The sequence below is a fragment of the Phyllobacterium chamaecytisi genome (assembly GCF_020164455.1).
GTDB lineage: Bacteria > Pseudomonadota > Alphaproteobacteria > Rhizobiales > Rhizobiaceae > Phyllobacterium > Phyllobacterium chamaecytisi.
The window spans coordinates 281,252-296,207 of record NZ_JAIQWW010000004.1; the positions used below are offsets into that span (position 1 = coordinate 281,252).

General features: G+C 56.7%; 12 protein-coding genes and 1 tRNA gene. 5 read left to right on the top strand and 8 right to left on the bottom strand.

Annotated elements, in window-relative coordinates; all coding sequences use genetic code 11:
• Positions 1-165: 165 nt before the first annotated feature.
• Positions 166-2,952, bottom strand: coding sequence for a valine--tRNA ligase (locus tag LB462_RS08735; protein ID WP_224506968.1), 2,787 nt, complete (start codon positions 2,950-2,952; stop codon positions 166-168).
• A gap of 183 nt (positions 2,953-3,135) precedes the next feature.
• Here LB462_RS08735 and LB462_RS08740 point away from each other — a divergent pair, with 183 nt between their 5' ends.
• On the top strand, positions 3,136-3,477 hold the full coding sequence (locus tag LB462_RS08740; protein ID WP_224506970.1) for a hypothetical protein: 342 nt from the start codon (positions 3,136-3,138) through the stop codon (positions 3,475-3,477).
• 22 nt (positions 3,478-3,499) lie between these two features.
• On the opposite strand, the gene LB462_RS31755 is transcribed toward LB462_RS08740, so the two are convergent.
• From LB462_RS31755 to LB462_RS08755, 3 genes are all read right to left on the bottom strand, one after another.
• Positions 3,500-4,267: a PopZ family protein gene (locus tag LB462_RS31755; protein ID WP_224506972.1), complete on the bottom strand. Its 768-nt coding sequence runs from the start codon at positions 4,265-4,267 to the stop codon at positions 3,500-3,502.
• Positions 4,268-4,471: 204 nt separating this feature from the next.
• Complete coding sequence (locus tag LB462_RS08750; RefSeq protein WP_224507129.1) at positions 4,472-5,851, bottom strand: TolC family outer membrane protein; 1,380 nt, start codon at positions 5,849-5,851, stop codon at positions 4,472-4,474.
• Positions 5,852-6,007: 156 nt separating this feature from the next.
• Entirely contained in the window at positions 6,008-6,664 is a 657-nt protein-coding gene (locus tag LB462_RS08755; RefSeq protein WP_224506974.1) for a protein-L-isoaspartate O-methyltransferase family protein, read from the bottom strand.
• A 342-nt stretch (positions 6,665-7,006) separates the two neighbouring features.
• Here LB462_RS08755 and LB462_RS08760 point away from each other — a divergent pair, with 342 nt between their 5' ends.
• Positions 7,007-7,558 carry a GGDEF domain-containing protein gene (locus LB462_RS08760; protein ID WP_112530286.1) on the top strand — a complete coding sequence of 184 codons (552 nt, stop codon included), beginning with the start codon at positions 7,007-7,009 and terminating at the stop codon, positions 7,556-7,558.
• Between the two features lie 150 nt (positions 7,559-7,708).
• On the opposite strand, the gene LB462_RS08765 is transcribed toward LB462_RS08760, so the two are convergent.
• Positions 7,709-8,341 carry a sulfotransferase family 2 domain-containing protein gene (locus tag LB462_RS08765; RefSeq protein ID WP_224506976.1) on the bottom strand — a complete coding sequence of 211 codons (633 nt, stop codon included), beginning with the start codon at positions 8,339-8,341 and terminating at the stop codon, positions 7,709-7,711.
• A 566-nt stretch (positions 8,342-8,907) separates the two neighbouring features.
• Between LB462_RS08765 and LB462_RS08770 the strand changes: the two genes are divergently transcribed.
• On the top strand, positions 8,908-9,204 hold the full coding sequence (locus LB462_RS08770) for a hypothetical protein (RefSeq protein WP_224506978.1): 297 nt from the start codon (positions 8,908-8,910) through the stop codon (positions 9,202-9,204).
• A 151-nt stretch (positions 9,205-9,355) separates the two neighbouring features.
• Entirely contained in the window at positions 9,356-11,791 is a 2,436-nt protein-coding gene (locus tag LB462_RS08775) for an autotransporter family protein (RefSeq protein ID WP_224506979.1), read from the top strand.
• Positions 11,792-12,158: 367 nt separating this feature from the next.
• On the opposite strand, the gene LB462_RS08780 is transcribed toward LB462_RS08775, so the two are convergent.
• Complete coding sequence (locus LB462_RS08780; protein ID WP_224506981.1) at positions 12,159-12,470, bottom strand: hypothetical protein; 312 nt, start codon at positions 12,468-12,470, stop codon at positions 12,159-12,161.
• Between the two features lie 218 nt (positions 12,471-12,688).
• Here LB462_RS08780 and LB462_RS08785 point away from each other — a divergent pair, with 218 nt between their 5' ends.
• A complete protein-coding gene (locus LB462_RS08785) occupies positions 12,689-14,176 on the top strand; it encodes a DUF1254 domain-containing protein (protein ID WP_224506983.1) in 1,488 nt (495 codons plus the stop codon).
• A 168-nt stretch (positions 14,177-14,344) separates the two neighbouring features.
• Here LB462_RS08785 and LB462_RS08790 read toward each other — a convergent pair.
• Positions 14,345-14,418 (bottom strand) — tRNA-Cys (locus LB462_RS08790).
• Between the two features lie 176 nt (positions 14,419-14,594).
• A complete protein-coding gene (locus tag LB462_RS08795; RefSeq protein WP_224507130.1) occupies positions 14,595-14,843 on the bottom strand; it encodes a hypothetical protein in 249 nt (82 codons plus the stop codon).
• Between the last annotated feature and the right edge of the window lie 113 nt (positions 14,844-14,956).

A 14,956-nucleotide genomic window follows, 5' to 3' on the forward strand; every position in this document is an offset into this window, starting at 1 on the left:
ATCGATGGATTTTGGGCCGAAAAACGCCCTTGTTGCTCAAATGCAACGGCGTCCAAAAATGACGGAATTGGGGCTTTTACCCGACCGAAATGGGGAAGTTACCCTTCACTGGCGCAGTAAAAACCCGTTGGACGCGCGCCGGATTCGCTCCGGCGCGCCAGGCACCTAGCCTGCTTCGCGAACCCTGCGGATGGCCGTTTCGATCTTCTCGGCAGCAGCCTGAAGTTCTAACAACCGTTCGCGTTCCGCTTCGACAATTTCCGGTTTGGCATTAGCAACGAATTTCTCGTTGCCAAGCTTTTTGCTGATCTTGTCGCTCTCATCGGCGATCTTGCCGGATTCCTTGGTCAGGCGCGCGATTTCCGCATCGACGTCGATCAAGCTGCCAAGCGGCAACGAAGCCGTTGCCTCTCCGATAACGAATTGCGCCGAGCCCTTTGGCGCATCGTCCGCAAGGGTAATCGTCTCGACGCGTGCGCGCCATTTGATCGAGGCGTCGTGGCGCTGCAAGCGTTCCTTCGTAACGTCATTGGCGCCGATAATGACGAGCGGCGCAACCGCCGATGCCGGAACATTCATCTCCGCGCGCACCGAACGGATACCGGTGACCAGATCGATCAGCCAGTTGATGTCCGCTGCCGCCTCGGCGTCGACGAAATCCGGATTCGGCCAGCCTGCGTGGCACAGCAACGTCTCACGGCTCTTGCCCTCACCCGCCGTGAGCGCCCAGAGCTCTTCGGTCATGAACGGCATGAACGGGTGCAGCAGCTTGTAAATCTCGTCGAGCACATGGGCCGCGCAGGCCTGCGCCTCCGCCTTGGCTTCCGCATCCTCGCCGTTGAACACCGGCTTCAAAAGCTCGATGTACCAGTCGCAGAACTGGTTCCAGACAAAGCGATACGCTGCACTTGCCGCCTCGTTGAACCGGTAACTGGCAATACCGTCCGTGACATCGCGCACAGCGTTGGTGAGTTCGGTCAGGATCCAGCGATTGACATTGAGCTTGGCATTTTCCGGACGGAATGAGGGATCACGGGCAACGCCGTTCATTTCGGCAAAGCGTGTCGAATTCCACAGCTTGGTGCCGAAGTTGCGGTAACCGGCAATGCGGCTCGGGTCGAGCTTAACATCGCGCCCCTGCGCCGCCATGATGGCAAGCGTGAAGCGCAGCGCATCTGCACCATACTCGTCGATCAGTTCCAGCGGATCGATGACGTTGCCTTTCGACTTCGACATCTTGGCGCCGTTCTTGTCGCGAACCAGCGCGTGCATATAGACGGTGTGGAACGGCTCCTCCTCCATGAAATGCAGGCCCATCATCATCATCCGGGCTACCCAGAAGAAGATGATGTCAAAACCGCTGACGAGAACGCTTGTCGGATAGTAGGTAGCAAGCTCAGGCGTTTTGTCCGGCCAGCCCAGCGTCGAGAAAGGCCAGAGTGCCGAAGAAAACCAGGTGTCGAGCACATCCTCGTCACGCGTCAGGATTTCACCGGGCTTGAGGTTTTCCAGAAGGTTCTGGACATGGGCCTTCATCGGCCCTTCATGCGCCAGATAATGCTGGACCGCTGCGCTCAGCGCTTCTTCTTCCGTGCGTTCCACGAACACCTGTCCATCGGGTCCATACCAGGCCGGAATTTGATGACCCCACCAGAGCTGGCGCGAAATGGCCCAGGGCTGGATGTTTTCCATCCACTCGAAATAGGTTTTTTCCCAGTTTTTGGGCACGAAGTTGGTACGGCCTTCGCGCACGCTGGCAATCGCCGGCTTGGCAAGCTCGCCCGCATTCACATACCACTGATCGGTAAGATAGGGTTCGATCGGCACATCGCCGCGGTCCCCGTGAGGAACCGCGTGCGTATGATCCTCAACTTTTTCCAGATAGCCGCGCTCGTCCATCATGGCGACGATCAGCTTGCGCGCTGCAAACCGGTCTTTGCCATCAAGCGCATGAACCAGTTGGTCGAGAAGACTCGATTTCTCAAGGTCTTCGAAAAACTCATTGTTTTCCTTGAGGAAAATGGAGGCATCCGTGTGCAGTATATTGATCTGGCGCAAATCGTTGCGCTTGCCGACTTCGAAGTCGTTGAAATCATGCGCCGGCGTTATCTTGACCGCGCCGGAACCCGCTTCCGGATCGGCATATTCATCGGCAACGATCGGAATATGACGCCCGACCAGCGGCAGGACCACATTATTGCCGACCAGAGCATGATAGCGCTCGTCATCGGGATTAACCGCGACACCCGTATCGCCCAGCATGGTTTCGGGACGCGTCGTCGCGACCACGATGAAGGTATGCGGGTTTTCCGGGTCGAACGCCACGTTCTCGAGCGGATAACGGAAATGCCATAGATGGCCTTTGATTTCGCGCGACTCGACTTCGATGTCGGAAATCGCAGTCAGAAGCTTCGGATCCCAATTGACCAGTCGCTTGTCCTTGTAGATCAGGCCCTGCTTGTAGAGCGTGACGAAAACTTCGAGCACGGCTTTCGACAAACCTTCATCCATGGTGAAGCGTTCACGCGACCAATCGCACGATGCGCCAAGGCGCTTGAGCTGACCGGCAATGATGCCGCCGGACTCCGACTTCCATTCCCAGACCCGTTCGACGAACTTTTCCCGGCCCATTTCCCGGCGGCCCGGCTGTTGCCGCTCCATCAACTGCCGCTCGACAACCATCTGCGTCGCAATGCCGGCATGGTCCATGCCCGGCTGCCAAAGCACGTTCTTGCCGCGCATGCGCTCGAAACGCACCATTATATCCTGGATCGTGTTGTTGAGCGCGTGGCCCATATGCAGCGAACCTGTCACATTCGGCGGCGGTATGACGATAGAAAATGCCTCGGCGCCCGGCTTGGAACCGGCTCCGGCCTTGAAGGCGCCGGCCTCGTCCCAGCGTTTTGCGATTTCAGGCTCTACGGCCGCGGCATCATACGTCTTCTCAAGCATGCGAAAGTGTCCGTCATTTGCGGAAAGGGGATTGGCTACGGTGTAAACCCAATGGCCGGAGATAAGTCAATGCTGACGTGTCGTTAACCCAATCACACGGAAAGCGAGAGATTCAACTTTCGGACAATTGCCTTATTACAACCGCAACGATTACTTGGGCGAAATTCACCCGAGAGGTTTTTCATGAGAGTGCTAAATTCAATTCTACTGTTCGCGGCATCGCTGGCCATCACCGCCTGTACCTCGTCCGGTATGCGGAGCATGGATTACAAGAAGAACCTCTCGGATCCTGTCGCTAAAAGGACGCTGCTGGCACAATGCATCAGTGACTTCAATCGCCAATCGCAAAACAAGCGCGCAAACATGGCAGTTGTGATGCGCATATCGGAAAAAGATGCCCCATCCGTGTTTTGCAAACGTCTCGTTGATGGCATCGCCAGCGGCCGGATAACGACTTCTGACGTTGAGACCACCAACAGCCAGCATGTATCGCCCAAGGTGCTCAAAGTTATCCTGGGTCAGTAACCAGAGCACTGTCGCTAGCGAGCTACCGCCGCCCGCCGCGCGCCACGCGCTCGATCTCTTCGCGCACGAGGCGTTCGACCAGAGTCGGCAGATTGTTGTCGAGCCACTCCTGTAGCAGAGGCCGCATGAGTTCCTGCGCGATCTCGTCGAATGAGCGCCGCTGTTCGCTCCTGACCGCGAATGACAGATCATCAAATGCAGCGCTGACCTGGCGCTCGGCGGTCTCGGACAGGATCGGTTCGAGCGTGCGCTGCAGATCCAGAGACACTCCGTCATCTCCACTATCGATTGACGGTTCGATTGCAGGCGCCGGAGGCGAGGCCTCGTCTGATTCCGCGAAACCGATTTCGCTCGCAACCTCGACAGGTTCAGCGACGAACTCCTGTTCTGGCGTCGGCTCCGGGGTGGCTTCTGGCGCTAGAAAACCCTCCGGAATGTCTATGGCAGGCGTGACGGTATCTTCGACTGGTTTTGTCCGCGGTTCAGCCGGAGTAGTTGGTAGTTTCTGAATCTCTGTCACAGGTGCCGGGCGTCCCAGTGCCGTCTCATAGGACCGGGCTGCCGGCGATGGAACGGCGATACCTTCGCGCGGCGGAAGCTCGGCTTCTTCGCTCAACTGCGCCGCAGGCTGGGGCTCGGGAGCAGCAGCGTGCGGCGGCTCATCGGAGTTGACCGGCTGAGGCACGACTTCATCCGGGCGCCCCGTATCGCTCTCTTCGATGATGCGGCGGATCGATGCGAGAATCTCCTCCATGGAGGGTTCCCGGGCGACGCTGGATGATTGTGCCATGATACTTTTGCCCACTACATCTTGTTTCATTGCGCTGCAACGAATCTGTATCCAGTGTAGAGGCTTGGATTGGGTTTGAGAATCCCTGCGAGGTTCGTTTGGGGCTAACCCACAGACTTTTCTGAAAACGGGTCCTGAAAAGCAATTTGCCGCCAGGCGCTAACCTGACGGCAAATAGTATTTCTGGTCGAATGATAATGAAGATCAGCGGCCGTCGGGCGTGCGCAGGCCGATCCACTTGTCCTTCACAGCATCATAATGCTCCTCAGGATGGTATTCCGCGACCTGCAAGCCGATTTGGCCCGGGTTTAGGCGCCCAACGGCCAGAAGAACGGCGTAGCTCGCCACGACACTGTCACGTTCGGCCTGCGCGAGGCTGACCTGTCCGGTCAACACATCGGCTTGGGCATTCAACACGTCGAGTGTCGTTCGCTGACCCACCTTGCGTTCTTCGATGACGCCGTTCAAGGCGAGCTCCGCAGCCGCAACCACCGACCTTTGAGCAACGATCTGCGCTTTCGCCGATTCCATGGTCGAATAGCCGTTGGCGATCGCCTGACGGACAGCGTCGCGCTGTACATCAACTTCGATGCGCCGCTGCCCTAACGTTTCCTTGGACTGGCGAACGAGCGCGGACGTCCTGCCGCCGCTATAGATCGGGATCGTCATCTGGATCCCGGCAGAAGCTTGGCTCGAATCGTCGGTGGTGGTGCCCAGGCCAGACGAAAATATCTCGTCGCGGGTGACTGACCCCTGAAGACCGATCTGGGGCAGAAGCTGACCTTCCTGCGCCTTCACATTATATCCAGCTGCATCGACTGCATATTGCGTAGCCAGGATCGCCGGATGATTATTGGCCGCGATGCTGAATGCCTGATCCATTGATCTCGGCAGTGATTTCGATGCCATCGCCGCGGCCTTAAGGCGGCCAGGCTCCGCTCCAACAATCTGGATATAGACAGCTTCGGCATTCTTTTCGTCGGATTTCGCAGCGGCTAGCGTTGCGATGGCAGAGGCTTTGGAAGCCTCGGCTTGCGCAACGTCCGTCCGCGTTCCCTCGCCAACATCGAAACGTGCGCGCGCGGCGCGCAACTGTTCGTCGAGGAACTCAAGGTTTTTCTGCCGCAGGATGACGATCTGACGGGTGAGGTAGACGTCCATGAATGCCTGTGCGGCCTGAAACAGAGTGTTCTGTTCACTGTTGCGCAGGTTCTCGCGCGCGGCCAACACCTGTGTTTTTGCAGAAGCCACGTTGTTCTTCGTGGTGAACCCGTCGAACAGCAACTGGTTGACGGTGATGCCGAACGTCCCAATGTCAGCGCGTCCAGTACGACCGCTATCCAGCCGCGTCGATGTCGTCGTCAAAGAGGCGTTTCCCGATATAGTCGGACGATACGCCGATTTTGCAACCGCCACACCTTCGTCGGTGACACGTACGCCGGCCCTGTCCGCATTGACGGTGGAGTTTCTCTCGTAGGCTTTTTCCATTGCCCCGAATATTGTCTCAGCCATCGAAGGCGTAGAGGTTAGTACCGTGGCTGACAACAGCGCTGCGGTTAATAATCGCTTGCCCGCTATGAACACTATAAACCCCTTCACTCTCTCAATATTCCGACCGAACCATTCGGTTCGACAGTGTGCCTTAGATAGCTATCAATTTCCGGGTTGGCCACAGCGGCATTTCCTAAAATGCAAACAAAGTAGCCGACCGTTGCACTTTTGTCTCATATGCAGCGGGTTTCAGAACTCAAACTCGGCTATTTTTTTGAAGCCGGGGAGCGCTTTGACCGCAGAATTGAATGCACGGCGTCCCGAAACGATTCCGTCGTGTTTTACGTAAATCATTGATTTTCCAGAGTTTCCCGCCCCCTCAACAACCACGAGTCTTCCGCCGTTCTTCAACTGATCAAATAATGACGCAGGAACGTGATCAACGCTACCCTCAATTAGAACTACGTCATAGGGCGCCTCGGACGCGCAGCCGCCTTCGAGCGGCGCATTCACCACGACGACATTGTCGAACCCGAGGCTTGCCAGATTGGAGACCGCCTGCCCCGCAAGGTCGGCGTCACATTCGACCGCTACGACCGAACGCGCGACCCGCGACAGAACCGCCGAGGAGTAGCCGGTGGCACATCCGATATCGAGCACGGCGTCTTCCGGCTGAATGTTGGCGAGCTGTACCATCTTGGCGAAAGGCGAAGGTTCCATCAGATAACGGCCATCCGCAACAAGGACGTCATCGTCGATATAGGCGAGAGGCATGCGGAAACTTGGCACGAACTTCTCGCGCGGCACGTCAAGAAAAGCCTGGAGCAAGGGTTTGTCGGTCACATCAGTCGTGCGCAACTGATTGTCGACCATCTTGATCCGCAGGTCTTCAAAATTCAGCGTCATGGTCTACAAGCTCTCTTCAAGGCACCCGCAACGCAAAGCGCTTGCAAGCGCGTGACATGCTCCTGACGATCGGCACAGACCTTACGGCCTTTATGGTTACCCATCCGTGACCAGAAGCGATAATTATCAGAGGATGTGGCAAAAATTTCCATCAGCGTCAATGAATGACTAACGCTGCACGCGGATGCCGCTTCCAATAATTTTCCGATGCGGCATCCGCGCACCACCCCGTGATAGTTCTTTTAACCCTAGGGTTAATCCGGGATTGAATAGATTGGCTGCACCTGTCATTCTATACTTGCAGATGGGAGTCGTTCTGCGAACGGTAGGAATGCAAAACAGATGATTGAGATCAAGGGATTCAATGACTTCCCTATAAGCCAGGATGAGCTGACCGGGCTGGCGGACAGAGCCGCACTTGAAGACCATCTCGATAGTCTTTGTGGTTCCTATGCCCAGAGTGACTTCGATGACCGCTTGCAATTCGCTATTCTTTGTATTGATCTCGATGGTTTCAAGAAATTCAACGATCAATACGGACGCGCCGAAGGCGATAGTCTTTTAAAACTTGTAGCAGATCGTCTGCAATCATGCCTGCGCAAGAATGATGTTGTCTATCGCATGGGCGGCGATGAATTTGCCATTGTCCTGTTGCAGGCGACCTCCAACGAGGTAGCCAGTGTTGCCGACCGTATTATCGGATCGGTGTCGCAACCGTACGATCTCGGCGGTCCCGAGCCCGTGGCCATCAGCGTCACGATCGGAGCTGCCCTGGCACCGCGTGACGGCGATACGCCGGAAAGCCTGCTCTGGTGCGGTGATGCTGCGCTCTATATCGCCAAGAAGGCCGGCAAAGGCGTCTATCGCCGATATTCGGAGCGGCGTTCCAGCTAGCCTGCCCTGGGGTCTGTTTGAGATTCAGGTCAGGACGCGCCGAAAATGGTGATTTTCGAGAACCGGAGCGCAGTGAACTTTTGGGTTCATGAGCACCGGATCGCAAAAAAGCGCCATTTACAGGCCGTGCTGGCCTGAATATCAACGGCCCTAAAACTCGTATTCGAATTTTTCCAGATCACGCTTCCAGATCTGCTCGACGAGCTTGCGCTCGACCGGCGTGTAATACTCCTGATAGGCACCGCGCTTGCTGGCATTCTTGCGAGTGAGTTCCGGGGACTCGTCCAGGTCCAGCCGGGTGATGATATCGGCGAACGCCTCCTCCATCCGTTCGAAGCGGTAGACCTGGTCGACCAGCAGCTTGCCGTCGAAATCGCACAGCATCGAGCTTTGATCGCGGGGGCGCCACAATGCGCGGCGGCGCTCCTGGCGCAGGAAATCCGCAAAACTCTGCTTCTGGGCGTCTTTGTGGCGATGATGGTTGCCCTGGCCGCGTACGAAAGCGTAGCGCGAGACAGCGAGATCATAAGGGTTGCGCACAAGCCCGAATTTGAAAGCCCCCTCGAAGAAAGCACGTGGCAGTTTCAGCTTTGCCCAGCGCACCGAGGCATGCGGGCCAAACTGAATGTCGACATCTTCCGCGACAGGCAGGTGCGACAGAAGTCGCCGCCATTGGCCGGAGGCTTTCTTCACGGCATAGGGGCGCAGCGCCCGCTTCAACGCTTGACCACCGGTCTTTGCAACATGAACAAAGATAAAATTTTTCTCGACAGAAACGAACATCCACCACCTTCTCAAGGATCGCGGTCCACACGATGATGCAAATTTGTAGGTGCAGTCGTCCGCCAGGAAGGCCGAACTCAGTATAAAGCGTCAACCAGCCTGCAATAGACCGATACAGAAGCAGTCTTGAACGCAGACCATCGGCAAGCGAGATATGAGGAGAGCCCCCTCTCACGTTGTCTAATCTGCGCAACAGCGCTCGTAAGCTTGTCCCCTACATATTGCATGGCACTACCCCCAGGAAAGATGCCTATAGACGAAAGTATGACACCTTCTGACCTTACGTCAAGAAACCTATGGGCTGAATGTCATGGCAACCGAGCGAACGATGAACCGACATCGGCATTGGTAAGATCTACCAACCTTCACAACCGCCGTCGCTGGCTTGTCATGTTTTGCGAGTAGTTCTGACGGAAGCGCACATTCAATTTCGTGTTGCCGCAAAGCAACCCAGAGAAGAAATAATTAATCACACGCCGATGTGATCACAACCGAAGGTTGCGGAAGCGTTCGAATCGCTTGTAGTACTTTCGAGCTATTTTGGGGCAGACTACGCGGGGGCGATCATGAGCGGCAAAGCCGTTGGAATTCTATTCACCAGCAAGGAAAAACTGCTGGCGGGCGCCTGCTCGATCGCACTGGCGATGGGTTGTCTGCTGCCGTCACAGGCATCGGCTGCCACCTATCTTGTCAGCAATGACACCCAGCTGCGGGCGGCGATCGCCGCGGCGAACGCCGACGGCGATTCTACCGCGACGATTGTAGTGACCAGCAGTTTCGCGGTGACAAATACGGCCTTGCCGTCGCCAGCCAAACCGATCACGATCGGATGTGCAAGGCTTCACACTCTCGGGTACCTATAATGCGGCAACCCTGAACAGTAGGGGCGCGGTGTCATTGACCGGTCCTTTTCCAGCTGGCTCTCAGATCACGTTCTCTGGCGCGCTGGTCGCTGGTAGTTCCGGCCCTGCCGGTACCACAAGCGGACAGGCTGGATTGTGGCTGAATCAACCAATGACGGTAACCAACAATGGAACAATCATTGGTGGAGCAGGCGGTGGAGCAGGTGGAGGCGGAGGGTTTGGCGTCAAGGTTGGCACGAACGTGTCGCTGACCAATAATGGCGTTATTCAGGGAGGTGACAGCGCCACGGCATTCGGCGGAAATGGTATTGATATAGGCGGCCCTTTGGGAACTAGTACGTTGGTCAACAATGGAACAATTCGCGGCGGTAATGGTCCTCTTAACGGGACGACTCCGACAGTGGGGTCGGCACTGTTTGTCCGCCAAGGAACCGGAACCATCATCAATAACGGTACGATCGAAGGTGGGGCCGGCGCGATCGCTATCGTAACCAACACAAACACAGTCAGTATGAGTCTGATAAACAGCGGAACCATTCGCGCTGGGGCCGGTCAGGCCAATGCCATTTTGCTTCAGGCGGGTGCGACAAACTCATTGAACCTGGAGCTGCAGGCCGGATCGGTGATCGAAGGCAACGTCTTCGCCAATGCGACGGCAACCACTGACATTTTGCGGCTCGGAGGGGCGGCAAACGACATCTTCGACGTTTCCGCCGTCGGATCGCAGTACCAGAACTTCAACACCTACGAAAAGTCCGGTACCAGCACCTGGGCGCTGACCGGCGCGGGCACTGCCACCACGAACTGGAATATCCAGGACGGCACCCTGCAACTCGGCAATGGCGGCACCAGCGGCAGTGTCATCGGTAATCTCACCACTGCCAGTGCCGGGACCCTCGCCTTCAACCGCTCCGACATTTTCAGCTTCAACAATCTCGTTCTCGGCACTGGCACGATCAGCCAGATCGGTACCGGCACGACGATCATGACAGCTGACAATTCCGCCTTCGCCGGCAACACCACGATCAAGGCGGGCACGCTGTCGGTGAACGGCATCCTTGGCGGGACAGTGAATGTTCAGACAGGCGGGCGGCTGCAAGGCACTGGCGAGGTCGGCACAACGACGAGCGACGGTACGATTGCGCCGGGCAACTCGATCGGCACACTGACGATCGGCGGCAACTACACCGGCAATGGTGGCACGCTGGTCATCGAGACCGAGCTCGGCGGAGATGCCTCGCCCACCGACCGGCTCGTCGTCACCGGCGACACCGCAGGCACGACCAGTGTGCGGGTGACCAATGTCGGCGGGACCGGCGCGCAAACGGTCGAGGGCATCAAGATCGTCGACGTCGGCGGCGCTTCGGGCGGCGTCTTTTCGCTGCTGGGTGACTACGTGATCGCCGGGCAGCAGGCCGTGGTGGCGGGTGCCTATGGCTATACGCTGAACAAGAACGGAATCACCGCAACGAGCGACGGCGACTGGTACTTGCGGTCCCAATTGGCGCCGACCAGTTCGCCTACGACACCACCGCCAGCCGCTGGCCCCATCTACCAGCCAGGGGCTCCGCTTTACGAGACCTACGCCCAGAGCCTGCAGGTGCTCAACGGCGTTGGCTCAATGCAGCAGCGCATCGGCAATCGCTATTGGGCTGGCGCAGGCAGCGCGGTGATTGCCCAAGGCGATGGACCGGGAACGCCCGAGGCTGCGCCTTTGCCTTCCGAAGGCGGCACGGCGACCATTGATGCGGGAGCCATATGGGCACGCATCGACGGCGCGCATTCGCGGGTCGATCCTGACCGCTCTAGCACGCAGGCGGACTATGACTACAACACCTGGAGGTTGCAGTCCGGCCTTGACGGCAAGCTCTACGAAAACCAGTCCGGCACCCTGATGGGCGGCGTGACGTTCCAGTATGGCGAGATTTCAACCGACGTCTCCTCCCTGTTCGGCAAGGGTTCCATCGACACCGACGGCTACGGTTTTGGCGGCACGCTGACCTGGCTTGGCCAGAACGGCTTCTATGTCGACGGGCAGACGCAACTCAACTGGTACGACAGCGATATAACCTCCGACACGCTCGGCCGCAGCCTGACCGATGGCAATGACGGTTTCGGCTACGCGCTGAGCCTCGAAACCGGCAAGCGGATCGTCCTCGACGAGAACTGGTCGATCACGCCGCAAGTGCAGCTGGCCTATTCCAATGTCGATTTTGATGACTTCACCGATCCCTTCGGCGCGGACGTTTCGCTGGACAAGAGCGACAGCCTGAAGGGACGCCTTGGCGTCTCCGCCGACTACCAGAATGCATGGCAGGACAGCTCCGGCAGGATGGCACGCAGCAATGTCTACGGGCTCGCCAACCTCTATCATGAATTCCTCGATGGTTCGGAGGTTGACCTTGCCGGCGTCAATTTCGCCAATGAGAGCGATCGCACCTGGGGCGGCGTCGGCGCTGGCGGGTCATACAGCTGGGCCGATGACAAATATGCGCTCTATGGCGAGGTGTCGTTGAATACCAGCCTCAGTGACTTTGCCGACAGTTACAGCGTCAATGGAACCACGGGTTTCAAGGTGAAGTTCTGACTATCTGAGCTGTCTTTCCTGGGAGACTATCAAATTCATGGAGAAGGCGAGCGCTTGATGGTGCGTGGAATCTCTGTGTCCATCCATTCGCTTTGGTGGGCTATATGATCGCAGAGAGGACATTGCACATTTTCGTTGGCATCAGGTGCAGGGAAAGGCTCGCGCGTGAAGTATGACGCGTGGCAGTTGGGGCAACGAGGCGCGATTTCAGCAACATAGGACATCAAGCAAATACCCCTTCAGGTAGATTCGCATTCCACATAACAACTCGACCGGACAATTTGGGAGAACCGCTCGGCTGCTCGTCGCGATGGGAGCGGGACGCATAAGTGTCACTTGTGTCGTCGCCCCTGCGCGCAACATGCGTTCAGGCCGCCTTGGCCCTATTCTCCATAAAATAGATCAGTCCGGGTTCAACGATCCATTCCCCAGTGCGAAGGGATTCGACATCGAAGCGACCGTCGCTGAAGCGAGGTGCGACACCGGAAAAGTGATACCGCGACCCGTTTCGGTCCACCACCGTTTCTGCAATCGGCTTTCCGTCAAGGTGGCCGATGATCCCGCCCTCCGACTGAAGATTAGCAAGGAGGAAGTATTCTATTGGAAAACTTCGGCTCACTTTTGGGGCCGGTTTTAGCCCGATCTGATTTTTAGCCATTTCATCACCGATCGAATTCATGCGGGCCGTTGTAGAATGAAGCGTCAGCCCGCAAAGCAAGTTACTGAGATAGTGCCGGACCGCATATGAATTCGAGACGGATTCAGTCCAAGTTGCATAAAGAATCTATGTGCCATTGTAATCAATGAGTTGTTCCTTGAGGATTGTAACCGTAACGTACTGTTGTCCTGTCCGGTTTTGCAGTCACATGGCGCTTCCAAGATATGGAGGGTTTGGCGATGCGACTGTGTCCACTCGGTGCGGCTGTTGTCATTGCGGGCACAATTTGCCTAAGCCTGCCCACGCAGGCACAGGAACAAAATCCCTACGGTTGGCTTGGGACCGAGACGTTGAAGACACGTTCCGGCGATTTCGAGTTCAAGGGCGGTTACCCGGTTGGCGACGCCGCCGAGCGTCTGCTCGATCTTCGCAAGCTCAATCAGGCGATAGAGGTCTATCTTACCCAGTTGATGCCGGTCAGCGAGATCGGACTTCGTGAGGGTCTGCGTGCGTTCGGAGCGACGAAGCCGACACAGGTAGTGGTCTGGGAAGACCTGATGGACGCCAAGACCGTGCTGCTGACGGCCAATGCCGAAACGGTTTACGCTTTGTCTCACCTCGATTTGAAAGCGGATGGCCCGACCGTCGTCGAAGCTCCACCGAAGATGCTTGGTTTTCTGCAGGACGGGCTCCAGCGTTACATCGCGGATGTTGGCCCGCTTGGAGACGATAAGGGCAAGGGCGGCAAGTTTCTGATTCTGCCGCCTGGGTTCAAGGGCAAGATTCCAAAGGGATACTTCGTCAAACGCTCTCCGACATACTCGGTGACACTTGGGCTGCGCGGCTTTCAGGTCGATGGCAAGACCGATCAGGCTGTGGGGCTGATGAAACAGATCAAGATCTATCCGCTCGCCAAGGCATCCTCGTCGCCCAAGATGGAGTTCCTCAACGGATCCAACAAGGCCATCAACACGGTGTTTCCCGACAACTTCCATTTCTTCGAGTTGCTGGCACAGCTTGTCGAAGAGGAGCCTGTCGAGAACTTCGGACCGCTGGAGCGTTCGATGATGATGGCCATCGGCATTGAGAAGGGTAAACAGTTCAATCCTGATGAAAAGACCAAGGCGCTACTCGCTGAAGCCGCACGACTTGGCGGAGCGATGGCGCGAGCCAATACCTATGCGTCCACTGCCCCCGGCGTATTCTATTACCCCGACCGCAAATGGCAGGGCGTTCAGGAGGGCATGACCTATACGTTCACAAAGGATGGTGCGCCGCAGATAGATGCCCGCGACAATGTCTATTACATGGCTGCGGGCAACACGCCCGCGATGATGGCCAAGAATGTCGGTCAGGGTTCGCAGTACCTGTGGACCTACCGCGATGCCGAAGGAAACTTCCTCGATGGTGCAAAGAGCTACAAGCTGCACGTCCCGGCCAAGATACCCGCGAACAATTTCTGGTCGGTTTTGGTCTACGATGCGCTCAGCCGGTCGGAGTTGCAGAACGGCCAGCCATTTCCATCTGTCAGCAGCTACACGAAGCCCCATATAAATTCAGATGGGTCCGTGGACGTCGCCTTTGGACCGGATGAGCCAAAAGAAAAAGGCAACTGGATTAAAACGGTTCCCGGCAAGGGCTGGTTTCCCATCTTCCGGTTCTATGGGCCCAGCGAACCCTACTTCGACAAGACTTGGAAGCTGGAGGATATTGAGGCCGTCAAGTGAATGAGAGCTATTGGCGTGCGAAGCGAACGCCTGACTTCCAACCGTCAGTTGTCCAGCAGTACTTTCACCTTAGCCTGTCTTCGGAGTTACCAAAAGCATTGGAGTGGCGTCCCAAAGTCAGCGCACCTGACAATAAAATCAGTTGCTTATATGGTGAACTTTTTTGAATGGAGGCCTCGCCCGGAATCGAACCGGGGTGCAAGGATTTGCAGTCCTCTGCGTAACCACTCCGCCACGAGGCCTCAACATCAAAATAGCTAATGAAATTAACTACTTATGGAAGTGACAAAATTTCATTCCGAACAGCGTCACTTGCGGCATTCCGAATAGCCGTTTTTGTTTTGTGCCGCAATACGTAAAATGAGAAGCCACAAACAATCGTAACTGTCACGACGTTGCTTGTGCGGACCAGAAGCGTTCAGCCTTTGTCCTTGTCCGATGCAAACCAGCCGCTTTTCCAACGACGGCCGAGCTTCACTTCGATCTGACGGCGTTTACGCCGTACCAGCGCCGAATCCTGTGAAAGGACGATCAGACCGAGCGGAACCATCCAGAAACCGAGAACAGGCAGGAAACCGAGCGCACCCCCGGCAACCAGAGCTCCGCCAAGCGTGCGACGCATCGCCACCGATTGTGGAACTGGTATGTGGCGGCCAAAAATGCGCATATGCCGGCGCTTCCTGTGGCCGTGATGTGCGGAATTCGCCTGGCTTTCCTTGTTTTCAGGGTCTTCAGACAAAAATCTTCTCTTTCGATTAAACCATATCCAACGCCGGATGT

Coding starts and splice junctions, on each gene's coding strand:
- LB462_RS31755 (WP_224506972.1), bottom strand. CDS start 4,267: ATGGCACAATCATCCAGCGTCGCCCGGGAACCCTCCATGGAGGAGATT.
- LB462_RS08795 (WP_224507130.1), bottom strand. CDS start 14,843: ATGCGCATTTTTGGCCGCCACATACCAGTTCCACAATCGGTGGCGATG.
- LB462_RS08755 (WP_224506974.1), bottom strand. CDS start 6,664: ATGACGCTGAATTTTGAAGACCTGCGGATCAAGATGGTCGACAATCAG.
- LB462_RS08765 (WP_224506976.1), bottom strand. CDS start 8,341: ATGTTCGTTTCTGTCGAGAAAAATTTTATCTTTGTTCATGTTGCAAAG.
- LB462_RS08760 (WP_112530286.1), top strand. CDS start 7,007: ATGATTGAGATCAAGGGATTCAATGACTTCCCTATAAGCCAGGATGAG.
- LB462_RS08780 (WP_224506981.1), bottom strand. CDS start 12,470: ATGAATTCGATCGGTGATGAAATGGCTAAAAATCAGATCGGGCTAAAA.
- LB462_RS08785 (WP_224506983.1), top strand. CDS start 12,689: ATGCGACTGTGTCCACTCGGTGCGGCTGTTGTCATTGCGGGCACAATT.
- LB462_RS08740 (WP_224506970.1), top strand. CDS start 3,136: ATGAGAGTGCTAAATTCAATTCTACTGTTCGCGGCATCGCTGGCCATC.
- LB462_RS08735 (WP_224506968.1), bottom strand. CDS start 2,952: ATGCTTGAGAAGACGTATGATGCCGCGGCCGTAGAGCCTGAAATCGCA.
- LB462_RS08775 (WP_224506979.1), top strand. CDS start 9,356: ATGACGGTAACCAACAATGGAACAATCATTGGTGGAGCAGGCGGTGGA.
- LB462_RS08770 (WP_224506978.1), top strand. CDS start 8,908: ATGAGCGGCAAAGCCGTTGGAATTCTATTCACCAGCAAGGAAAAACTG.